The 22,421-nt window shown below is 49.6% G+C and carries 21 protein-coding genes; 1 reads left to right on the top strand and 20 read right to left on the bottom strand.

Annotated elements, in window-relative coordinates:
• Positions 1-235: 235 nt before the first annotated feature.
• The 8 genes from J7E85_RS02425 to J7E85_RS02390 all read right to left on the bottom strand — a co-directional run bounded on the left by J7E85_RS02425 (position 236) and on the right by J7E85_RS02390 (position 6,144).
• Positions 236-730, bottom strand: a complete 495-nt coding sequence (locus tag J7E85_RS02425; protein WP_215154559.1) for a GNAT family N-acetyltransferase — start codon at positions 728-730, stop codon at positions 236-238.
• A 162-nt stretch (positions 731-892) separates the two neighbouring features.
• Positions 893-1,723, bottom strand: coding sequence for a GNAT family N-acetyltransferase (locus J7E85_RS02420; protein ID WP_215154557.1), 831 nt, complete (start codon positions 1,721-1,723; stop codon positions 893-895).
• Positions 1,724-1,976: 253 nt separating this feature from the next.
• Positions 1,977-2,366 (bottom strand): NUDIX domain-containing protein, encoded by a 390-nt coding sequence (locus J7E85_RS02415; RefSeq protein WP_215154555.1) that lies wholly within the window; start codon positions 2,364-2,366, stop codon positions 1,977-1,979.
• A 7-nt stretch (positions 2,367-2,373) separates the two neighbouring features.
• A complete protein-coding gene (locus J7E85_RS02410; protein WP_215154628.1) occupies positions 2,374-2,946 on the bottom strand; it encodes a GNAT family N-acetyltransferase in 573 nt (190 codons plus the stop codon).
• Positions 2,947-3,401: 455 nt separating this feature from the next.
• A complete protein-coding gene (locus J7E85_RS02405; protein WP_215154553.1) occupies positions 3,402-4,220 on the bottom strand; it encodes an SPL family radical SAM protein in 819 nt (272 codons plus the stop codon).
• Positions 4,221-4,306: 86 nt separating this feature from the next.
• Positions 4,307-5,020 (bottom strand): 2OG-Fe(II) oxygenase, encoded by a 714-nt coding sequence (locus tag J7E85_RS02400; protein WP_215154544.1) that lies wholly within the window; start codon positions 5,018-5,020, stop codon positions 4,307-4,309.
• Positions 5,013-5,561: a methylated-DNA--[protein]-cysteine S-methyltransferase gene (locus J7E85_RS02395; protein ID WP_215154542.1), complete on the bottom strand. Its 549-nt coding sequence runs from the start codon at positions 5,559-5,561 to the stop codon at positions 5,013-5,015. Before J7E85_RS02395 ends, J7E85_RS02400 begins: the two co-directional genes overlap by 8 nt.
• Positions 5,533-6,144 carry a bifunctional transcriptional activator/DNA repair enzyme AdaA gene (locus J7E85_RS02390; protein WP_215154540.1) on the bottom strand — a complete coding sequence of 204 codons (612 nt, stop codon included), beginning with the start codon at positions 6,142-6,144 and terminating at the stop codon, positions 5,533-5,535. Before J7E85_RS02390 ends, J7E85_RS02395 begins: the two co-directional genes overlap by 29 nt.
• Positions 6,145-6,333: 189 nt before the next feature.
• Here J7E85_RS02390 and J7E85_RS02385 point away from each other — a divergent pair, with 189 nt between their 5' ends.
• Positions 6,334-7,272 carry a DNA-3-methyladenine glycosylase family protein gene (locus tag J7E85_RS02385; protein ID WP_215154626.1) on the top strand — a complete coding sequence of 313 codons (939 nt, stop codon included), beginning with the start codon at positions 6,334-6,336 and terminating at the stop codon, positions 7,270-7,272.
• A gap of 94 nt (positions 7,273-7,366) precedes the next feature.
• On the opposite strand, the gene J7E85_RS02380 is transcribed toward J7E85_RS02385, so the two are convergent.
• From J7E85_RS02380 to J7E85_RS02325, 12 genes are all read right to left on the bottom strand, one after another.
• The gene (locus tag J7E85_RS02380) at positions 7,367-7,840 is read right to left on the bottom strand and encodes a DUF3574 domain-containing protein (protein WP_215154538.1); all 474 of its coding nucleotides are present in this window, start codon (positions 7,838-7,840) and stop codon (positions 7,367-7,369) included.
• Between the two features lie 225 nt (positions 7,841-8,065).
• Positions 8,066-9,112, bottom strand: a complete 1,047-nt coding sequence (locus J7E85_RS02375) for an ATP synthase beta subunit C-terminal domain-containing protein (protein WP_215154536.1) — start codon at positions 9,110-9,112, stop codon at positions 8,066-8,068.
• Positions 9,100-9,879, bottom strand: a complete 780-nt coding sequence (locus tag J7E85_RS02370) for an alpha/beta fold hydrolase (protein ID WP_215154534.1) — start codon at positions 9,877-9,879, stop codon at positions 9,100-9,102. The genes J7E85_RS02375 and J7E85_RS02370 overlap by 13 nt, the downstream gene beginning before the upstream one ends.
• Before the next feature lie 97 nt (positions 9,880-9,976).
• A complete protein-coding gene (locus J7E85_RS02365) occupies positions 9,977-10,933 on the bottom strand; it encodes an acetamidase/formamidase family protein (protein ID WP_215154532.1) in 957 nt (318 codons plus the stop codon).
• Between the two features lie 315 nt (positions 10,934-11,248).
• Positions 11,249-12,262, bottom strand: a complete 1,014-nt coding sequence (locus J7E85_RS02360; protein WP_215154530.1) for a LacI family DNA-binding transcriptional regulator — start codon at positions 12,260-12,262, stop codon at positions 11,249-11,251.
• A 101-nt stretch (positions 12,263-12,363) separates the two neighbouring features.
• Positions 12,364-13,446, bottom strand: coding sequence for a glycoside hydrolase family 172 protein (locus J7E85_RS02355; RefSeq protein ID WP_215154528.1), 1,083 nt, complete (start codon positions 13,444-13,446; stop codon positions 12,364-12,366).
• 16 nt (positions 13,447-13,462) lie between these two features.
• Entirely contained in the window at positions 13,463-15,481 is a 2,019-nt protein-coding gene (locus J7E85_RS02350) for a glycoside hydrolase family 88 protein (RefSeq protein ID WP_215154526.1), read from the bottom strand.
• A 252-nt stretch (positions 15,482-15,733) separates the two neighbouring features.
• Positions 15,734-17,953: a DUF6259 domain-containing protein gene (locus tag J7E85_RS02345; protein ID WP_215154524.1), complete on the bottom strand. Its 2,220-nt coding sequence runs from the start codon at positions 17,951-17,953 to the stop codon at positions 15,734-15,736.
• A gap of 31 nt (positions 17,954-17,984) precedes the next feature.
• Positions 17,985-18,809, bottom strand: coding sequence for a carbohydrate ABC transporter permease (locus J7E85_RS02340; protein WP_076321887.1), 825 nt, complete (start codon positions 18,807-18,809; stop codon positions 17,985-17,987).
• Between the two features lie 21 nt (positions 18,810-18,830).
• The gene (locus J7E85_RS02335) at positions 18,831-19,718 is read right to left on the bottom strand and encodes a carbohydrate ABC transporter permease (protein WP_215154522.1); all 888 of its coding nucleotides are present in this window, start codon (positions 19,716-19,718) and stop codon (positions 18,831-18,833) included.
• Positions 19,719-19,810: 92 nt separating this feature from the next.
• Entirely contained in the window at positions 19,811-21,205 is a 1,395-nt protein-coding gene (locus J7E85_RS02330; protein WP_215154520.1) for an ABC transporter substrate-binding protein, read from the bottom strand.
• Positions 21,206-21,281: 76 nt separating this feature from the next.
• A complete protein-coding gene (locus J7E85_RS02325) occupies positions 21,282-22,397 on the bottom strand; it encodes a glycoside hydrolase family 183 protein (protein WP_215154518.1) in 1,116 nt (371 codons plus the stop codon).
• Positions 22,398-22,421: the final 24 nt, after the last annotated feature.

Raw genomic sequence — 22,421 nt, 5'->3', positions numbered from 1 at the left:
CAACTTAGTGTAGACGATCCATGTATCTCCTTAGATAGTTTACGTTTACTCAGATTTGCAAGGGCTTCGCATAATGCTCTGGTATCTACGAACCCGAGGCTTAAGGGGGTGCCAACGATCAGGTCCAACGGACTTAGCCTCACAGGTTGTTCGCGAATCTACTTCTCTGCTCACTACTTCTTACAAACCAAGGGCAGAGCCCGTAGAGGAAATACGCTATTAAACGACGGACCTTTCATAATCTTTGTATACTATAAACGGCTTGTTCGGCACCAAATCTTATAATTCTTTTCTCCATTATCATACCTACTTTCTCTAACAACTTGCATGATCTAATGTTTGCCGTTTGTGTTTCTGCTACTAACTTCTGTATTCCTAGTTCATTAAAAGCATATTCAATCAATCTACTAATAACCTCTGTTGCAAGACCAACTCCCCAGTATTCTGGAAGGAACTGATACGACACTTCAATGTTTCCACCATCGTAATATTCGTCCAAAGATATCAAGCCGATAAATTCTTTGCTTTCTGACATTTTCACAATCCAATAACTTGAACTATCCTCATTAGATTTATTAATGATTTCGAAATATTTGATTCTCAGGGATTGTTCATCATCAGTTGTTCCGCCAAGGTAAGATCGAACATGCTCATTTATGTATAATCTCTTTACATTTTCATAATCACTTTCTTGAATTATAGAAAGTAAACATCGTTTTGTTGTTAACATGGAGAACCTCCATGGATCATCTTTTTAGTTTTTTAAAATCACGCTGATTCACATAACGTTTGGTGTTCCCGACAATCAACTCCATAAGCCCCAAAGGGGGGGAGTCGCAACTGCGGTTAGGGAGTTGAATATGGTTGCTGAGTCCGCTTCTTCGAAATGCTGCTAATACATCTCGTCGGGCGGTCTACTCAATCGGCTGTCCGGTCTATAATATTTAGTTACGATATGGTACAAGGATTTTTCCTTGAAGCCGAGACTTTCGTACAGCGTTTTCGCAGGATTGCCTTTGACTACCTCAAGCTTAACGATCTTTTCGCCACGATGCATCATCTCATTCAAAAGAAATGAAACGAAGGCTTTACCGTATCCACGAGATTGCATATCTGGCCGAACTGCCACCTGACGCAACTCACAGCCGTCAATAACTCCACATGCCGCTATTTCACCATCGATATCCATTACAAATCTGTTGTTTCTATCTTTCAAAAAATTATTCCGTTCCCATTCTGAAGGTGCAATATAATACGATGGGAGAATACCAACTCGTTCACGCATTTTGTAAAAAGCCATTTCGCGAATAACATGCCACACAGGATAATCATCATCTTCATACTGCCTGATAGGAAAATGACTTTCAGGAAGAATTTCTCCTTCACGCACCATGATATAAGAAGAATGAAGTATATGGTAACCGTTCTTACATACAAATTGCAGAGAAGACCGATCGCCGTCCATACATGCACCAATCGAACGTTCGACTGCCTCGTATTGATTAAGTAATTGTTCTGCGCTTTCAATAAGCTTGCTACCGATGCCTTTTCCTCTATATTCCTTTCTTACAAAGATTGTCATCTCGGTTCCTCTCCCCTTAAAACCGCTAAAGGAGAGAAATCCCACGGTCACATTGTTGTAACAAGCAACAAATATACCTTCAGGAAAATTGATTTCGATCTCCAAAAACTTTTCCTTAAAGTATTCATCCCCAAACAACATGGCTTGGATAGCGGATATATCCCTTTCGGGTTTGTAGGGTTCTATTATTAGTTTCTCCACCTTGATAATCCTTTCAATTAATAGGGAGGTAACATCACCGTTTTGTGTGTTTTATCCACTCGTTATAATCATGACATCAATGTATCGCCTGAATCCTATTCCTCGAACCATCTCCGTCGACCAAGGAGCGAATGCCTCGCAGTAGGAATGTCATGTGAGTTGATGTAATTGTCATCTCCAAAATACCGTTAAATCATGTTTCCCTTATATGTACTTCTTTCTCTCCATCTTCCCAAACCACATGAATTTCGAATGTCCCATCTTGGAAAAAGTAGGGCATTCTTCTTCTGATAGATTGTTGCATAGGTAAATGTTCTAAATCTGAAATCTTCACCCACTCTGGTATACCTTCTGTGAAATCCGACAATAATTCTCCAGAAAAATCGTTTGTTAAGTAATTTAAAATAATGTGTCTATCATTGGCTTCTTCATTTACATACTCATAGATCCCTTTAAACCTCAGATTTTTAACAATAAGTCCTGTTTCTTCTTTTACTTCTCTGATCGCACCTTCAATTGGACTTTCAGGAAATTCCAATTTACCTTGCGCGAATTTTGTGTTATATGATGTCAAAGCCTTCATCGATTACTTACAAGTTTTTCTCATCAATCTTTGCAAAAATAAATGTATCTCTTAACGTACTCCCATCAACAGATGTATCTTCATTTCTTAGTGTCCCTTCTAATGTAAATCCTAATCTTTCTGGAATTGATCTACTCTTATCATTCAATGTATCGCATCGGATTTCCACTCTTCGAGCTTTTAATACATTAAATGCAAAGTCAGAAATACCCTGTACTGCTTCAGTCATAAATCCTTGCCCACTATGTCGACTGTCTATCCAGTATCCGATCTCGAATTTAGGTATATTCCAGTTAGGATTATGTAGACCTGAAGATCCAATATATTGGTTAGTATCTTTATGAAAGATAAGAAATCTAAGATCTTCTCTCTTTAAAAATTTCAAATAAGCCTCTCTTAAGTTAGCTTCAATTATTTCCTCTGATTGTTCTTTCTGTGCAAAAGGAAGCCATCTTCTTAATTCATTTAGTGAAGCCATAATGGATTCATATACTATCTTTCCATCTCCAGGATATGGACTTCTGATCAGTAATCTATCAGTAAAAAATTGGCTTGGAAAATCTATTAATATCGGATTCAAAAAGTAGTCGCCCCTTTGTTTTTTATTGTTCGCATTGATTCCATCTAACTCCATATCCACAAACTTCGCAAATCCCCACCACACACTGGAATATACGCTCCGGTAATAAACGACGACAAGTCCGAAGCCAGAATGCCACGGCATTGGCAACGATAATATGAGTCAGCGCGCCGAAGTGTTCAAGCACCGCATCCCGCCAAGGTTCTGACCATGACGCGACCTAATTGGCCCGCGGCCCCGTAATTAACGCAATGTTATCCGTCAAATCCATCTTCATTGTGCATTCGCTCCTCTGCCGTTTGACTGGTTATTTTCGCCTATCATACCATAATCATCTACCGCCAAACATGACAAAAAAAAGACCAGAAACGAACTTCCGGTCCTGGCCTAAACCTATCTTAATCTATTTAATCCATGGATCACGCATCATCTTCTCAAACTTGATAACCTAAACCTTACGGTTCAAAACCCTTCTGACTCACAAACAACTGCTCCTCCGGAAACTCCCTGCTAAATCGATTATAGACCACCTGATAAGCAGCTATATCGTACCATTCCTGCTCCCCAAGCTCCTCGTACAGAGCTTGAACCGGCAGTCTTTTTGTACGTTTCCCGCCACTGCCATCCCCCATAAAATAATCGTCGATGCACACGCGATTCACAAGCGGCCGCAGGATCTGTGGGAAAGCCTCCGTGCTCGGAAGCACGGGTGCAATCGCTGCTTGAACGGGAATTCCTGCGTCTCTCAGGAGTGCCAGGGCTTTCAGTCTCGCTTGGATCGGCGGGGCTGATGGCGTAAAATGCTTGCGCATCTCATCACGGTCCGTCTCGACCGTCATGCTTACCCGCACGCGTTCTCCTAACTGCTGCAGCAGATCAATATCCCGCTGGACCAACGGACTGCGCGTCTGTACGAGCAGAAAATCCGGAGGTTCGCTGACCATCACCTCAAGCAATGCGCGAGTCACTTCTTCCTTGGCCTCAACCGGCTGGTAAGGATCGGTGCTGGAAGACATGAAAATCGTGACGGATCCCTTGGACTTGGCACGCTTCAGTTCTTTACGCAGGATGGCAGCAGATTCGAGTTTAACGTCAACCCAGCTCCCCCATTCCTGATTGCGGAATATCGATACCGGCATTTGCCTGACATAGCAGTAAGAACAAGCGAAGGTGCAGCCTGTATACGGGTTCAATGTATGGCTGTATCCATTCAGGAATCCCGTTCCTTTATTGAGCAGGGTCTTTGGCGTTTTATAGAGTACTTCTTGTTTCACCTCGGACACCCCATTCCTACACTTTCTTCTATTATACTATTTCTCTCCTCACATCCCATAATGAATGAGTAAACACACGCGCCCCTCTATTTTGCATCATGAAAAATAATCCCGAGGCTGTATCTGGTACCCGACGTAATCGTGCTGACGCCATGCCGGAGCGTGGTCCGGTAATACCCCCGCGTTCCCTGAACGGGACGATGGTTGGTCGGAAAGATCAACCCCGCTCCTTGTTCCAAGGTGATTACATGCCCCCGGCTCTGTGCCCGTGGCCGCTGCTCGATAAGCAGAAACTCTCCTCCCGAATAATCGACTTCCTTCTCATTCAGAACAAACACCACTTGAAACGGGAAAAATTCATCTCCGTACAAATCCTGATGCAAGCAATTATAGCCGCCCTCTTCATATTTCAAAATCAACGGCGTCGAACGCTTTTGCCCCTGCGTATGGCACATCTCAAGAAACTCATCCAAGCTCGCCGGATACCTCTCCTCATGTCCAAGCTGCGTCAACCAACGGTTAGCCGTCAGCGCAAGCTCAGGATACAAGCCTTCCCGAAGCTGCTGCAGCGATTCTGGCAGCGGAGCTTGATAATACTTGTACTCTCCGAGCCCAAACCGGTGCCGAGCCATATTGATCGTGTTTCGAAACCGATCCTCTTCCGAATAGGTGTTGATAATCTCTGTACACTCTTTAGATAGCAGCAGCTTTGGTAGGACAGCATATCCCTGTTCATCCAAAGCTCCTTGTATCCTCGTCCAATCGAGCCCTGCTATGCGTTGCGGCAATGAATTAGGCATAATTCATCGTCTCCCTCATCCTGGCTCGCTCACCCTCAAGCTCCAGCAGCCGGGTCTTCATGGCAAGCCCCCCGCGATACCCCGTCAATGCGCCGCTTTTGCCAATTACCCGATGACAAGGAACTGTTATCAGCAGCGGATTAGCCCCAATAGCCGCTCCTACAGCTCGAACTGCTGCCGGCTTTCCGATCTGGTTGGCGATGTCAGAATACGTAAAAGTCTGCCCATACGGGATCTGGCATAGCGCATTCCATACCGCCATCTGAAAAGCGGTCCCCTTGTAATCCAAAGCCAACTCAAACCGATCGCGTTTCCCCTGAAAATACTCCATCATCTCGGCGGCATATGGCTGCATAGCTTCATCATTCTGCACGATTTCACAGCCAGGGGATTTTGCTTGTACCCAGTCCTCCAACTCTGTTAAAGGCTTATCCTGTGATCCGACGAAGCATAATCCCTGCTCCGTGGCCGCGATGTATACACTCCAGTTATCATGGCGCAGTTGACTCCAGTTAATGGTAATCGAATGATTGGATTTCATGATCGTGCACCTCCGCACTCGTATTTTTTAAATATTGCCCGCGATAGCTAAGGGGGGTCGTCCCCGTTTTCTTCTTAAACAGCGTGATAAAATAAGCCGTGTTCTCCATGCCCACTTTATGGCCGATATCCGAGATCGCCAAGCTGGAATTCGTCAGGAGCTCCTTGGCCTTGCCGATCCGATAATCCTGAATGTATTCCATCGGGGTCTGACCTTTAACACGCTTGAATATCCGGTGCAGATGGTACGGACTGCCGTGGCTCACATCGGCCAATACATCAAGCGACAAATGATCCATGTAGTGTGTATCGATATACTCGGTGACGAGTTCAATCCATTCGTGGTCCGGCAGACGTTCTCCCGTCGGCTTGCACCTTTTGCATGGCCGAAAACGCTCAGCTTTCGCTTCATCTGCCGATTGAAACACGCGCACATTTTCAAACTTCGGGGGTCTGGATTTACAGGATGGCCTGCAGAAGATCTTTGTTGTCTGCACCGCATAGAAAAACTTGCCGTCACTGTCCTTGTCGTTGTTGATAATGGCCTGCCACTGGGCTTCGGTCGGTTGTATTCGGTTTGCCACGTTTCCTCACCTCCGCTAACATTATAACCACAGGATAATCCTGTTGTACGCTTTTTGGAATAGAAGAGCAAGATAACAAAATTATACGGTCTGCATTTATGGTACAACTAGTATAGAAGAGTTCAGGTGCGAAAGGAAACGATGAAGATGCAGGAGCGAAACCAGATACATGACGATAAGCCCTATACTATGGAGAACCATCTCCCCCGGGACAGCTGGGAAGATCATGCCGAAGCCATAAGGCTTTTTGTACCGAAGGAGTTCAATTTTACGGAGAACCTCAATTATTTGCAAAGATCGCCGAACGAATGTCTTTATCATATCCGAAATGACAGCATCTACCGGGCTATCCCGCTTGATGGTGACATCGCTGTGATTGAAGTCAGTGCGGAGCCTCAAGAACAGGCGATCCTTGTTCGGTTTTTGGGGAATACGGCCCCCTCCGATCCCTGCAAGCGGGCGGAAGTAGCGGGTTATGTTCGGGACTGGTTCGATCTGAGTACCGATCTCGTTCCGTTCTATACGATGGCTGAAGTAGATCCATTACTCAGTCAAGCCGTTCAATCCTTCTATGGACTTCGCAACATGGGTATTCCGGATCTGTTCGAGGCTTTGTGCTGGGGCATTCTGGGGCAGCAGATTAATCTGGCCTATGCCTATACGTTAAAAAGACGTTTCGTTGAAGCCTTCGGCCGCCGCGTGGAGTGTGAAGGAGAGGTTTATTGGATTTTCCCAAGACCTGAAGACATTGCACCACTGCGTGTTGAAGACCTGGACGGACTTCGTATGACTGTGAAAAAAGGCGAGTATCTCATCGGAGTCGCTCAGCTCATGGTCGAAGGGAAACTAACGAAGGAGCAGCTGCTTGAAGCAGGCAGCTTGAAACAAGCGGAGAAACAACTGGTCAGCATCCGCGGGATCGGACCATGGACGGCCAATTATGTGTTGATGCGCTGTTTGCGAATGCCGGCGGCTTTTCCCATCGATGATGTGGGTCTGCATAATGCGATCAAACATCTGCTGGGCTTGGAGGCGAAGCCGACGAAGAAGGAGATCCAGGAGCTGTCGGCAGCTTGGGCGAACTGGGAATCCTACGCCACCTTTTATCTGTGGAGGTTTCTCTATTAAATTCCAAACATAATAAAGAGGACGTCTCCCCCATCTGTCATCGCAGACAGCAAGGAGACCTCCCCTTTTATCACATCGTTGATCCGAGAATCAACTATTCAATGAAATACAGTTTGCCGTCAACCTCAAGCGAAATGGCAGATTGCGCCAGGTCATCCTTAAGCTTCTTCGCATAGTCCACCACTTGATTAAGTGCGTCCTTGTCAAGCTTCTCGGCAAACGCATACACGATCGTTACTTTTTCCTTGATCAGGGTTTTGTTATTGTCCACCCATGCCCCTTCACCCGGAATCGCCGTTGCCCCGCCAAACCAGCCGGACAGCTTTGTCAGTGTTTGGTCAACAAACTTCTGATGAGCTGCATCCGTAATCGGAATATCTCCCTTCACCGTTGAAGGCACGTAAATCTTAACGACATGATCCAAATGGAACTGATCGTTCAGAGCACTCTGTGTAATGGCGGTTGCCGTCGGATTGCCCTCTGCACTAAAAGACTGCTGAACCGGTACTACGATAAGTGTTAACAATAATGCCGCTGCGAATGCGATAAGCCAACCTTTTCTCTTCATGTCCATTTCTCCTTTATGTATGGTCTCGTATCCCGTACAAGCATGGCATTTCAGTTGTCCAGTGCAACCTTCCAGCCATCCGCACGATACAAACTAGCACATATTATATACTGGCCTTTGCTTATCAGCTATGGGACATACGGATTATATTATGCGGAATCATGCAAAAAAGCCGATATTCCCGATAAACAAACTACGGGAACTCGACTTTTGATGGATACAATGCTATTTTATTGTCCCGATCCAGGATAAACTCTCCACCGATCGATGATCCATGCTGCCGTTCAAAATAGCTTGAACATCATGCAGCGTATCCTGCAAATGCACCCGCTCGCCTGGTAACCCGGTATAAGCCTCGGCAACGTAAAAAGGCTGCGTAAGATAAGCCTCGAGCCGTGCTCCACGCTCATAAACCTCCGTCTCGGATGCCGGAACGGCCTGCAATCCTCGCACTTGAACCAGTGAACGCAGCTCGCGATAACGGCGCAGCAGCTTCTGGGCCCGCTGTTGGACCGATAAGTGAGCCTGATCCAGGTGAACGCCTTCCGATACGGAAGATGTAGAATATAACGGGTTCACGGCAGGAAACATATGTCTGGCCGCCAGATCGGCATCGAAATACCACAGCGTCTCCAGCGGACCGTAAGGCATGTCTTCATCGACAACCGCACCTTTAAGGTCCACAAGAAAAGTCGTGACCTGCCTCAAATCCTCTTGTTGAAGACGTTCCTGGAGGTCGTAGATTTTGCCGGTCAAGACATGCTCCCGGTCCGCTGCAAACACAATCTCTTTATCGGTATTTGCATTCGTCACAATGGAATAGGTTTCTTCTATTGAATTGGCAACCCGTTCTACGTCATTCAGCATATCCTGCAGCTCGGGATACTCGCCTTCCGGCTTTAGCAGAATCGTCATATACCCTTCCTGCTTGAAGTGATGAAACAATTCACCGAGCAGCACCAGTTGGCCCATTCCGGGACGGGCGACCAGCCCAACGGTACCGCCTTTGGCCAGAGGAGCAAATAGATCAAGGGGCTTAATGCCCGTTTCGATCATCTCCACGCTTTCCCCGCGCAGGATCAGTTCATCCAGGCTGCATTTTGCCAGAGATGCCAATGCGGCAATGGTGCGGACTTCCGCCCGACCAACGGGAATTTTACCTGTGCATAGGTTGGAGACCGTGGCCGGCCGTAATCCGACGGATTTGGCTGCGCTGGTCAGGTTCGGAACCCTTTGTCGTAAAAGTGATACATTCAGCTTCAGATTGTCCAAGTGCGTACACCCTTTTTAGTGATAGATTGATGGTTCTTACTAATCTCTTTCAGAAAAGAGTCTGCGGTGCGGACAAACACATCCACATCCGGTTCAAAAATATGATGATCATGCTCCTCGAACGCCACGATGCTTGCCTGAGGCAGCCACAGCTTATATTGTTCCACTGCTTCTAATGATAACCCGGGATGTGGTTTTACGCCACGGATAATAAGGACTGGGCAAGTCAATCGGGTTAGGTCGTTCCACAATTCTACCTTAGCCGATTCCTGTTGCAGCGCCTGTAAAGCCGATGTTTTCATACGGTCGGACAGCTTCTTTCCTCTCCAAGGCGGTAGCGAAGCGAAGAATTCCACCCATCCAGCTGGCAGCTGGGTATGAACCGCGGGATAGTCTCCGATGATCAGGCCTTGAATGCGTTCCGGATTCTGAACCGCGTAGCCTAACTGATAGGACACCCCTCGGGAGTATCCCATGAGTACGAATTGCTCAAGTTCAAGATGACAAATAGCCGCATCAATGTCGCTGATATGGTCTTCGAGTGCATATCCCGAGACAGGCGAATCACTTCGTCCCCGGCCACGAAGCGTGATGACAACGATATGTCTGGGCGTCAGCTTTTCCATTATGGCGATGTAATCCTCAGCCGACTCGGTCAGTCCCGGGATGATGACCAATGAGGTTTGTTCATTCCTAAGCTCCCGATGTACCTCCGTAACGTGAATATGCACCCCTTGGTTGTTGACCATTGTCTCGTATAACTGCATGCAATAGACCTCCTTAAAAATGGATGTTTATCTATGAAGTGTGATCATAGGGTTATCTCTCTTTTTATCCTTCTGAGCCATCCCCCTGCAATTCCTTTCACCTCAACGCCCCAAAAGGTAAAAATGCGTGCACACCCTTAAGGATGTTCACGATCTGAGTTACCCGCAGATCCACTGTTAAGGTGGCGTAGGCATACGCCTCCGTTCTTGAAATAGAGTAAAGCTCGGTCATGAGATCAAGCATCCCGCTTAAGGCCATCCACATGGCTTCGTCCAGATCCTCGTGGAACCCCATCGTAAGCCACCCGGTACTCGTCTTGGCTCTGGGCATCGTTATGGGCATGTCGTCACGGACATGAAAGGTTAGGCTAACCTTCTCCATCGGACATTCCAGGGCTGGTCCGCTAACTTCGCCGTCGCCCTGCGCCGCATGCCCGTCCCCTGTTGAGAATAGTCCGCCATCAACCGGAATTGGCAGGAACAACGTGCTTCCAGCCGTCAACTCTTTGCAATCGAGATTGCCTCCATATGGGCGCGGCACAAAAGTCGTATGCTTGCCTTTTTCCTTCGGCGGCATGCCCATAACCCCCATAAACGGTTTCAGACCGATGCCGTACTTGAAATCTCCGAACTGACTCCTGCCTGTCATTGTCCTGGCATCCAATTCAAAATCCAGTGTCACTTCCTTGGTGTCGGCCATGCCCAGCTTCTCGTTCCAATAACTCGGAAAACCTCCGGCAGAGGTCCATCCCCATGAGCCCGGAATTACTTCGTTGATCTGAATCTCCAATGTAAGTCCGGGTTTAGCCCCTTGAATATGGACGGGACCCATTAAAGCATGCCCAAAATGCTCCTCCTGCCGCTCCGGCTTGCGCTCCGTAAACTTCGTTCTCGCCGCGCCTGGAGCTGAGCGCTTCTCCAGTCCCCAACCCGCATCTAAGGTTTCATACACGACGGTATCCCCAGATTGAATATATAGGGTGGGCTTCAGTTCCCTGCTGAAAAATCCATGAAGCGTATGAATATCCGGTTGTAGCATATGAACCTGTGACATCCATCTTTCTCCCTTCACAGCCATAATCAGAGTGGTCATTCCGTGTCTCATATTCACTCTGTTACTTTATAAGGTATTTTAATTTACTCTCAGAGTCAACAATTAATTACCCTAAAACGTAATAATAATTACTCTTAATGCATTACGTTACTCATTTCCGATTGATACTAAAGGGGCGTTGCAGCACAAAAAACCGTCCGCTGCTTCACTACGAGGGACGGTTCATCACTATGTTCAGTTAAATTTCATATCAGCTAACGATAGACCGTTCATGGGAATGGTAACCGTTATTTTGCGCATGGCCATTCTCATTCTTCAAATCCTTACACTGGAATCCCGCACGACCATCTGCGGCATCAATTTCACGGCCCGCTCTTCCCTCGGAATTCCCAACATGCGATCCATCAGGATTTGTGCTGCCTTGCGGCCGATTTCCTCCTGCTGCAAGGCAACGGACGTCAGCTTGGGATATACGCGGGAGGCAAGGTCCAGATTATCCATGCCCACAACGGCAACGTCATGGGGAATGCGCAGACCGGCTTCCTCGCAGGCCTTCATGACCCCGATCGCCATTAAATCGTTCGCCGCAACAATGCCCTCCGGATGGTCGGGCCCTTCCAGCCACGCCTTCGCCATTGCATAACCGCCGCTTTCGGTGTAATCGGATTCGGCGATAAAACGCGGGATCAAGGGTATTCCGGCATTCAGCATGGCATCCCGATACCCGCAGAACCGCTCATGGCCGGTCTGTTCGCTCAGATTGCCGCCGATATAGGCGATGCTGCGCAGGCCTTGACGGATCAGATGCCCCGTGCTTTGCTTGATCCCGTCATACGTGTCCACATACACATAATCGAAGCGGTCATTCCCTTCCGGCGAGACATATTTATTTGTGAGCACGACCGGTGCCTGCAGCGCATTGATGGCCCCGATATTCTCTTCACCGAAATGAAAGGACACCATGATCATGCCGTCGGCCACATTTTCCCGCAGGGTCTGAATCGCCTTCATCTCCTCCTGGAGCCTGTGCTTGGTGTAGAACAGAATCATCAGGTAATCATGCTCTTCCAGCACCTGATTGATTCCGTTGATCATATCGAAGTAGAAAGGGTTGCATATATCTGGCACGGCAAAAATGATTTTGTTGGTTTGTCTCATTTTCAGCATTTTCGCTGCATGATCGGGCGCATAGTTCATTTCTTTGGCAGCTTCCAGAATTTTGCTCTTCGTCTTGGGACTGCAGTAACCTCGTCCCGACAAGGCTCTGGACACCGTAGAAGGGGATACGCCTACCCGTTCAGCAATCGTATAAATCGTATGTTTGTCCATCCTATCCTCCATTAACAACCATGGAAACGCCATATGCTCCCGCAAAAGGCTCCATGGATTCACACTATCACCTTACCGGCAGGTAAGCAATAGCTCCTCCTTTATATAACCTCCCGCTCATCATTATCCGGAAGCTCAGGGAATGGCGCATGGGGCTCGGCCTGATACCAGAACGCCGTCGATGCAATATCGCTCTGCTGCGGAAGATACCTTACTCCGGACCTCCAGCCAAGATCCTGAATGGTCACGCGAAGATCGCTTTGAAAGCGGATCGGATCCATGACATGCCATCGATACATGCCAAAACGCTGCTGGCTTCGATACAATCCGTCCGGCTTCAGCACTTGGTGCATCCCCAGATATGGCGTCGAGTAGGTTCGATAGGTACCGATCGGCTGCTCCCAGTTCCAGGCCCCGCCAAAATAATCTTCCGTTCCCGTACCGCATATGGTCGGATAATCCTGATCCCCGTCCATATAGAACTTGATCTCCCCTTCGCCCCACCAGCCGTTATTATTCACCTGCCAGGCGAGGTAAGTACCTACATAGTGTCCTCGTCCAGTAACCCCATCCAGAATGGTGTAAACCTCTTTATAAGGAACCGGATTTGTTCTCCGCCACTGAGCATGAAAATAGGCCTCATCCTCCGGAATATCCGTCAGCGTATAGTCAATTTGGTAGTAAAGGACAGCCTTTTCCGGCGCACGGTTCTCCATCGTCAATCGGGCTTGCTTGCGGAAGGGCATCTGCCAGTAGCAGTTCATGCCGCCTGCCGGATTCACGGCAACCGGAATCGAATTGACATCGCTTCGCTCCCCCCATCCGTTACAGAACAAATCGCCGACGGGCACCTCAACCGAAGGATCTTTCTCATCATCCCAATACATACGGATAATCAGATTGCGCCACAGTGTCGGATGACAGGTCAGCCAGATATGCTGAATCGCCCCGGGACCCTGAATGTCACCCATCGTAAAGGTTTCTCCCGGTAAAATCTCCACGGAAGGGGAGACTTTCCAGCCCACGCCCAGATCCCTGGATGCCGCAGCACCCGTGCCATCGGTGGCCATGCCTCCCTTTCCTTTGTCACCGGTAAAATTCTCTGCGCTGATGGATCTTGTTAGCGCATTGGACAATCGAGATAAATTTCCGAGGTGCATGTTGAGCCCATTAAAGTTCGTCATCTGTTATCGCTCTCCTTTAGTGTGTGATATCGAATCCGTACCGCTCTTTCAACGTTTGACCCAGATGATCCTTAATCCGCAGGTAAGCTTCAGCGGCCGCACCGTTCCCCCAATCGAAGATGGTGAATGTCCCCATGCCTCGTCCCTCCTCGTCCACAACACCATCATGACCGTAATTCTCCATCATGAAGCCGTAATCCTTCTCGTTAAAGAAAGGATACGCCAGCTCCCACTGCTGTTTTGTTTTTTCATTTTCGGGACAATACATCATGACGAACGAGGCCTGCAAAGCGGCTAACCCGCGCTCAATATATTCTTTCTCGTCCAACTCCATGCCATATTGCAGAATCAGCTCAGCAAACAGGCTTTGCCGGGCATCATTCCATTCCCCGTCGCAGTTCATGACGCCGAATCCTCCCAATACGTCCACGTACAGATAGGGCGGCTGCCAGGAAGCCTGCGTCATCAGCATTTCATCCAGCACACATTGGCCAACGTTCAAATAGGTAGGATTGCCGCTCATTTTATACATATGGTATAACGCTTCCGCCGTCCAAAACATGGAGAAATTGCATTGCTTGAACATGTTATTCCTAGCCACCTTGTTGCCTGGAAGATCTTCACGACCATAACCGCAGCAGGACCAATAGGTCTCGAAATCCTCCCACCTGCCGGTCGGCACGATCTCCTTCATCACAACCTCCAGCGCCCGCTGTGCCGCTTCCTTGTATTTGGAATCCGGGCGCAATTCATGCAGCTTCAGCAAAAAAGTGACGGATAGCGAAGTTTCCGGGGACTCTCGAAGGATATCCAGCGGTGCTAACGTATCCTGATCCAGCCAGGCCGGAAAATATCCTTTCTCGTCCTGGAGGGCCACGAGCGCATCCGCATAGCGCACGGCATATTCCAACAGCCTTGGATCCGGCTCTAGCTCATCAAACCAGCGAAGCATGAGCAGCGCCGTCCAGCTCATATCCAGCACGTGATAAGGGGCATCCGCAATCGAACCCCATGGATCAGCCGGATTGCGATTGGAATTTCCCCAGAAGGCAGACGCCCAGTTCCCGGAACGGTTAACCTCCTGTCCATCTACCACTACCCGCTTCATCTCCGTTGCAATGACGGCGGGAAAGAACCCGCCGCGCTGCGGAGCAGCGAGAGCAAGCTCTTTCATGAGCAGAGCTTTCCGAACTAACTCCGAATCGCCTTGTTCCCGGCCGTAACGACAGATGCCTTGTGCCGAGCGAAGGGAGCTGAACCATGCCTGATTCCAGACGGATCGGCTCTCCCGCTCGTTTGGCACGCCCGGATAATTCGGGCTTTGACTCACATCGGCAATGAATACCGCAGCCCCTACGTTCCGTCCGTCCCATTCGAACTCCTGCCATACCGTGTCTTTCCAGTGACGAAAAGCCCACTCATAGGCATGACTTACATAGTGGTCAAGATGGACCTCTTCATAGATACTGTGACGGAATTGCGTATGCCCCCACCTGTCCCATAAAAACTGCAGTACCAGCCGCCAGGGATTGAATACGGCTTGATCAGCCTCCACCATTTTAAGAAAGAAGCCGATTCGTATCGTTCCTGGCGGGTATGAAGCCCCCTTCACCTTCTCAAACAGCACATGCTCGCTCACCCGAGTTCGGCTCATTCCCAAGACAAGCAGGTTATTAGGTGCATCCAGGTCCATGTACCAACGAGCGTCCGCATCCTTCGTGATCAGATCCAGATCCGGTATGAGCATGAGCGTCCTTGTATCGTCATGAACGATGAGCGCGGGCGAACGAAAGCAGTGTTGGTCCATCACATGCCGGGATGTCGGTGTTACATGAGGCGCCCAGTGAAAATGAGGCAGGAATGCCGGCTCCAAGCGCATCTGCCAGTCATCCTGTTGAATCTCCTGCTCCAGCTCGAATGTCAGCACGCAATGGATCGTTCCTTCATCCAGCTGATGCAGACTTACCTCTGGCGCCGTTTGCCCGATATCGTCGTAAACCCAACGCTTCACAAATGAATCCGGTAATCGTTTCATAAGTGCCCCCCTTCTCTCCCCGTTATCCGACTATTTTGTTTACCGTCAATTCTTAATCACGCTAAAATTCATCCACCTGAATCCGTATATCCGACGTTGCGGACATCCCGGCGCTGCCCATCCAAGCGGAAGCAAAGATCAGGAATCAGGCGATAACACCTGTCGTCATCTTTCTCATACAAATGATGGACAACCTCCTTCATATCACCGGCATCAAGGAGCCTAGCATTATCTCTGTTCTCGAGTTCAAGGCTAGGTCAACTCCAGCATCGCGATGCTTCGGGTTGGAAGCGAGAGCAAGTGCCGATCATCTTGCTGCGGATCGCAATCAACGGCCTGCTCTCCCGTAAGCGTGAACAGCCGCCCCCTCACTGCCGTTTTCCCGTAGTCTTCCGGTCGAAGTTCTATACGTATCGTTTGCTCCGCTTCGGTCACATTCGCAAAGAACAAACCAACATGGCCTTGCTCATTCTGCCACGCCGCATGGATAACGGAATCGGTCAACAGTGTTCCCGAATTGTTGTATTCCGGCGTATCTTTGCCATGGTTATAATGAAACCATTTCATGGAAGTCTGAGGGCTGTCGAAGGAGAGCGGCCGAAGCATGGTCCCATATGACCAATACGCCTTCGCTGCTCCGGTCCGTAGTCGTGCATACAGCGCCAAATAATCGGCCCGCCCCGTCGAAAAGGCATACCCGCGAGGATCAAATGGGTAGTAATGCTCCTCCGCCGTATTTTCGATCCCGTCCAGCGCCTCCATCGGACTGTATTCGTAATTCAATTCGTACAATCCGCCCCAGAGGTACGTGCGTGCCACCGTAAAATAGTACAGCTCCTCGATCTCCTCCGTCAGCTTGCCCCAGCCATCCAGTCTCAGCGCGCCGTACTCATGATATACGTACGTGAACATCGGGATCAGGCGGGCCTCGCCTGACTTAAGCAGTTCCCGGATTGGCCAGCCTTCAAGCGGCGCTGCGGGCTGCCCTCCGGCCCGCGCCTGATAATAGTCGATCAGATCCAGCATCGTTTCATTGATCATCTCGGTGCCCATGGGGATATAACGGCCTGCAGTTTTGCACATGGCCGCCTTCGTATCCGCATAGTTCCGCCTGTAGGCATCCTCTATCATGATGCCGGCTCCAACCGGATGACCATGACTTTCATCCATGCAGATTTTCAGAATGTTGTTGGCGGAGATGTCATAATAAATCGCATCGACATCATCACTCTGCTGCAGCGCCGTATCCCGTTTCACATGAAAGTCATGAGTATACGGATGTGCCGGACAGAGGAACGGGAAGCGGTACGCATCCACGCTTTTTTTCAGATCGGGAAATTTCTGCGCGGCTTCCCTGCCAAGTGCGCCGTCCGCTCCGTCAAAATGATACAGGTAATCGAACTCGAAAGGAGCGAAGCGGTGGCCCAGCTTTCGGATCAGAGCGATGTTCTCTGAGTTGAAGCGGGTCGGAAACCAATCGTCGTATCCCCCAGGCACGCCGCTGCCAAACGTTTGCGGCCGGTGCGTCCAGTCTGGGCCCAGGATGTGAAACATCGGCGTTCCGATGCTTTCATGGTATTTCTGAATCCATTCAGTCCGATCCGATCCCGCATTGATCCCAAAGGTAGCTGCCCCCATATCCTCATGCAGCCATTGACTCCCCTCCTTCGCAGCCCTGCCCGCAAGCTTGCCGCGTGAACACCATTTCTGCTGTACGGCCCAGCTCTTGTATCGATCAGCAGCTTCGTACCACCCGGTTCCTGACAGAAGCGACAGCTGCACCGGGTAATGAGGCTGAATCCCTTTACCGGGACTCATATCACTGCAGCCATGGATCATCGAAGCTTCCAGCATGCCGTTTCCGTTCTTGAAGAAATTAAGCCACTTCGGATGGCCTTCGCCGTCCAGGGCCGCGAAATACAGCCCGCCCCTGTCCTTGCCATAATAGGCAAAGAACTGCATCGTCGCCCCTGAGAAGCTTTCCGGGTACGGCATGAAACGAAAACCGATCCCATTCATTTCAAACACCTTCATCGGGTCGTTGACCTCAAATCCGGTAGCAAAGGAGTGAGCAATATAATCCTCCTCCCCATGCTCCGTAATCGTGGTCAAATTCGGGATAATCGGATATTCCAGACTAAGCAATCTGCAATCCGAGTTGTTTTCAGCGTCGCATCGGAATTCAATACCGTCCCCCTCCGCCGAGAGTGTCAAGGAAGAGGTTACGATCATGCCTTCCTGCGTGTGCCAGCTTAGTCGAACTTGATCCTGCCCGGATGCCGTTTTGTTCCTGCCCCAATCGAATCGCTGAAAGGAACTGCTGAAGCCCGCGTCTGTCTCAAGGCGAAAGGGATCCGTAATGCCCGCAACCGCGATATAATCGATCCCTCTTAAGTTATCGCGAACAGCTTGAATCGTACCGTCCGTCTCGCTGAGTTCAAGCCGGATGAGTCTGTTCTCAAGAATAATCATGCTTCACCTCCACCTGTATGGCTTAGATCGTTTATTTTAATCCGGAGATTTTGATTCCTGATATGATGTGCTTCTGGAAGAAGAGGAACAGGATAATGGTCGGCAGACAGGAAAGCGCCGATCCGGCCATCAACATGCCCATTTCCGTTGCACGCTCGGAACGGAAGGTGTACAAGTACTGCATAATCTGAAACAGCTCCGGATTGGTAATCGTCATCGTCGGCCATACGAAGGAGTTCCAATAGGCTAAATAGGAGCCAATGCCCACAATGACAAAGACCGGGAACGACATTGGAATGAAAATATGCGTAAAAATCTTGATCCTGCCCGCTCCATCGATCAGTGCCGCCTCTTCCAGCGCCATTGGAATATTCAGATAGAATTGGCGGATGAAGAACATATGTCCCGCGGAAGCAATCCCGGGCAATACGAGCACCGCAAGGGTGTCGAGCATGCCCATCTCATTCACCACGATAAAGGAGGTCAGCAGGATCGCCATGCCGGGAATGAACATGGTGATGATGACGTAAACCCACAGAAATGTCTTGAACCGGAATTCCAGCCTGGAGAAGACGTAAGCCGCAGTAGCGTTAACGGCCAAGCTTAGCGATGCAAAAAGAACGGCGCCCCCGAATGTAACCAGCATCGTTTGAATGAAGGCCGAATCGCCCAGAATGTCCATGTAATTCTGAACCATCCATTTCTTCGGGAAGAATCGGAACGGAGTGGCAAGCACCTCCGCTTTGTCTTTGAACCCGGCAAGGATGACCCACAGCAGCGGGAACAGAGCCATAATGGTCACCAGGCCGGTCAAGAGTGTCATCAATGTTTTTTGAAGTCCGTTGAACGTTTTCATCTTGTTATCCTCCTGTCTTCCCTAACCGTCGATCGCTTTTTCCGAATTCAACACTCTGAAGATGATGGCCGAGATACTGCCCAGGACCACAAACAACAGCAGCGATGCCGCGATCGAGTTGCCGACCATGACGTCGTTGCGGAAATGGTTCAAGATGTACAGGTTCGGCGTTGTGGTCTCGCTAAGCGGTCCGCCGCCCGTCATCACGAGGGACAGCTCGAACTGTGAGATTTGCGCCGTAAATCCGGTTACGAGCAGATACAGGATCACATTGCGCATGAGCGGAATCGTGATATACCACATCCGGACAAAGGTGCCCGCTCCTTCCAGTTCCGCAGCCTCATAGTAGCTTTTCGGAATATCGTGGAGACCTGCCAGCATGATCAGCGTTGTGAGGCCGAAGCCCAGCCATACGGCAGGGGCTGCGATGCTGGGCAGTGCCGTAGCTACTTCGGCAAGCCACGCTTTCGGCTCGTATCCGAACAGTCCGATGATGTAGTTGGCCAAGCCGCCTGCATAATCGAAGATAAAGACGAAGATGACCGATGCCACGATCCCGGAAATGATGGTTGGGATGTACACGGAGGTCTTCACAACGCTTGCGAAGCCGGAGCCCAGGTTCTTAATGATGTTGGCGAACAGAAATGAGAGAATCAGCATTGTCGGAACGACCATAAGGGCAAACTTGAGACCTACCCAGATGGACTGGAGAAAGAGGTCATCGGTCAGCACCATATAGAAGTTCTGAAAGCCCACAAAAGTGGAATCCTGGTAGAAGCTCCAATTATAGAAGCTTACGCGCAGGGCATAGAAGAAAGGTATGATGACAAAGATCGTCAGCAGGATGACGATGGGTGCGAGAAGCAAATAAGCCACCCCATTGTCCTGCCGGTAATTTTTCTTAAACATGTAGAGTCACCACCATGACCTAAGGATGAGGCAGCCATCCGAAATCGGATATCCGTATCTGAAGGGATGATCCGCGGGTGGCCGCCAAAGCGCTAATTTTTCGGATTTGTGCCGGCAAGATTGTTCTTGGTTATAAAATCGTTAATATCCTTTTCCGCTTTCTCCAGCGCCTTATCCACCGGCGTTCCTTTCATGGCGGACTCAATGGACGTGGAGAGTGCGAAGCTGATGTCCCAAGGATAGATCGGTTCAGCCTGGGAGTGTGGAATGATCTGTTCAGAGACCAGCGCACGCCACACATCCTTGGATGCATCCGGATCGGATTTCATCGCTTCGTCCACCGATTTACGCGGGGAGAACTTGGAGAACTGGGACGTCTTGAAAAAGTCGATCATGATGTTCGGATCCCCGGCGAGGAGATAAGAGATGAAATCTGCAGATTCTTGCGCATGCTTGGATTTGCCGTCTACCGCCAGCGACCAGCCGCCAAGCGTTGCCGTCGGTTTCGTCAAATCACCGTCCAACGATGCCATTGGTGCAATCCCCACTTTATCTACCAAATCCTTATAAGTGTTGCGAAGCTGCCCCATCGCCCAGGAACCGCAAATCTGGATGGCAATCTTGCCCTCGCCGAAAGGCTTGATATCCGCATATCCGGCCAGAGCCTGCTTCGGCATGACGCCAGATTGGTAAGCTTTCTGGTAAAAATTCAAGAGCGCCTTGTAGCCGTCATTGTTTACGTCTGCTTTGGACCAGTCCTCCGTAACCGCAAGATGTCCTGCTGCATTATACTGCAGCCCCCAGCTCGACCAGCCCAAATCCGGAGCGGTTTGTGCGATCGATAACCCGAACACGCCTTTCTTGGTCAGCTTCTGTGCTGCATCCAGAAGCTCATCCCACGACTTCGGCGGCTGATTCGGATCAAGCCCGGCCTCCTGGAACAAATCCTTCCGATAGAACATGACGGCAGAAGGTTCGACCAGCTTCGGATAAGCGTAGTACTTACCGTTAACGGACACAAATTCCTTCATGTTGTCGTACAAATCATCGAATACTGCCGGATCCATCAAATCGTTCAGTGCCGTCAGCTGTCCTGTCTTCGCGGCATTAGCCACGTTGCCGTAGTTGATCGTTCGGATATCCGGCGCTTTCCCCGCGGCTTGAGCCGCTTTCATTTTTTGATCCCAAGCGTCGCCCGGAACGATCGTCAGTTTCACTTCCACATTATTCTGAGATTTGTTGTACTCGCCGACCCATTTTTTGAACCACTCATCGGTCGTTTCCTCGAATTTTTGCGCCCAAAAGTTGATTACGACTTTATCGCCGCTGCCACCGTTGTTTGCGCTTTCATTTTCCGGTGAATTGCTTGATGCTCCGCCTGCCGGTCCGCCGGATCGTCCGCCACAGCCTGTAACGAGCAGCGCCAGTACCATAAGTGTGGAGAACAAAACTTTCCAGGATTTGAAACTGATGTTTGTTTTCTGCACCATGAACCCTCCTTATAATGGATCAAACTATTTAAACGCGATTCGCATTTAAACCGAACATTCGTTGAATCCGTTGTCATTTTTCCAGAGAAGCTTTATACCAAAAGACGTTGTACGGATCCCACAAAGATAGCGTGAAATAAATCGTTCGCCCGTCATTCTCGGTATACCGATCATTCATATAGGGACCATACAGTCCTGGATAATCCTCGGCTCGGACCAAATCCAGAGGCTCGCCCCACGGCCCCCACGGCGTCATCCCTTCACGTATGACAACACCCTGGCCTTCCTTCAGATATGTCATCAGCCAACGTTCCAGATAAGAGTTCCATACAACAGAAAGCTCGCCGACCGTGTCATCCACTACATTCTGGGCATCTTTCTTATCGGTACTCCATCTGGGATTACCATCATCGTCCAGACCACTATAGTACTCGTACTCGGACAGATTCTCGATGTTCTCTTCTCCCACCTTCATGAGCTGAACGCCGCCATAGCGTCCGGCTGGAATACCCCAGAAATAAATGTCCGTCCCGCCTGCTTCATTCTTTACCTTATAGGGACTGACCTGAATGAAATTACTGTCCCCCGGCCAACGCAGTTGATCCTGGAGCTCCCACGTCTCACCGTTATCAACCGATTTGGCCACGCTGCTGTAGTTGGCGTCCCACTTCCCGGGATCTCCCCAATGATTGACCGACATGTAGTACACATACAATGCACCACCTGCCGCAATGCCATGAGTCGGAATTTTGGTCATTTCTTCATAATCGATTTTGACGGAGGGCAGCAGCTCCTTGGCTGTACCGAATTCATCCGTCACCATGTTTTCAAACGTGATGCTGTCAGCCGGTTCCATATCCGTGGTATAGGCCATCGTATTGGAGCGCCAGTAGCTGCCCCCTCCACCTATCTGATCTGGCGCCCGTTCGCCGAACGTATCCCCGAACACGAAGTAGGTTCGTTCCCCATCGTTCATCATAGAACCGAGATCGGTACCGTACACCGCATATCGATCGGTACGATTGGGGGATCGTTCGCCAGTCAATTGCGAAATTTGTTCCAGGCCGGTAATGCCTGTTAATATAAAACCCTTGTCTGCTCCATCTAGCTGGGGATTCACCTTGCTGCCGCTCATGCAGCCGCAAAGAAGCACGAGTAGGATGGCGAGCAAGGCCGATTTCAATTTCAAGCTCCTCTCCCCTTTCGTTTCACT

It is taken from the genome of Paenibacillus sp. ISL-20, from assembly GCF_018613005.1.
In the GTDB taxonomy this organism is placed as follows: domain Bacteria; phylum Bacillota; class Bacilli; order Paenibacillales; family Paenibacillaceae; genus Paenibacillus_AQ.
The sequence above is the reverse complement of the archived record's forward strand: the minus strand, read 5'-3'. Positions and strand labels throughout refer to the sequence as shown.

Bases quoted from the DNA above. Each gene is read 5' to 3' on its own strand.
- J7E85_RS02385 (WP_215154626.1), top strand. From the start codon at position 6,334: ATGGAGAACCATCTCCCCCGGGACAGCTGGGAAGATCATGCCGAAGCC.
- J7E85_RS02420 (WP_215154557.1), bottom strand. From the start codon at position 1,723: ATGTTGTTTGGGGATGAATACTTTAAGGAAAAGTTTTTGGAGATCGAA.
- J7E85_RS02365 (WP_215154532.1), bottom strand. From the start codon at position 10,933: ATGTCACAGGTTCATATGCTACAACCGGATATTCATACGCTTCATGGA.
- J7E85_RS02335 (WP_215154522.1), bottom strand. From the start codon at position 19,718: ATGTTTAAGAAAAATTACCGGCAGGACAATGGGGTGGCTTATTTGCTT.
- J7E85_RS02425 (WP_215154559.1), bottom strand. From the start codon at position 730: ATGTTAACAACAAAACGATGTTTACTTTCTATAATTCAAGAAAGTGAT.
- J7E85_RS02380 (WP_215154538.1), bottom strand. From the start codon at position 7,840: ATGAAGAGAAAAGGTTGGCTTATCGCATTCGCAGCGGCATTATTGTTA.
- J7E85_RS02355 (WP_215154528.1), bottom strand. From the start codon at position 13,446: ATGACGAACTTTAATGGGCTCAACATGCACCTCGGAAATTTATCTCGA.
- J7E85_RS02340 (WP_076321887.1), bottom strand. From the start codon at position 18,809: ATGAAAACGTTCAACGGACTTCAAAAAACATTGATGACACTCTTGACC.
- J7E85_RS02350 (WP_215154526.1), bottom strand. From the start codon at position 15,481: ATGAAACGATTACCGGATTCATTTGTGAAGCGTTGGGTTTACGACGAT.
- J7E85_RS02395 (WP_215154542.1), bottom strand. From the start codon at position 5,561: ATGAAATCCAATCATTCGATTACCATTAACTGGAGTCAACTGCGCCAT.
- J7E85_RS02360 (WP_215154530.1), bottom strand. From the start codon at position 12,262: ATGGACAAACATACGATTTATACGATTGCTGAACGGGTAGGCGTATCC.
- J7E85_RS02415 (WP_215154555.1), bottom strand. From the start codon at position 2,366: ATGAAGGCTTTGACATCATATAACACAAAATTCGCGCAAGGTAAATTG.
- J7E85_RS02400 (WP_215154544.1), bottom strand. From the start codon at position 5,020: ATGCCTAATTCATTGCCGCAACGCATAGCAGGGCTCGATTGGACGAGG.
- J7E85_RS02345 (WP_215154524.1), bottom strand. From the start codon at position 17,953: ATGATTATTCTTGAGAACAGACTCATCCGGCTTGAACTCAGCGAGACG.
- J7E85_RS02370 (WP_215154534.1), bottom strand. From the start codon at position 9,879: ATGCAGTTATACGAGACAATGGTCAACAACCAAGGGGTGCATATTCAC.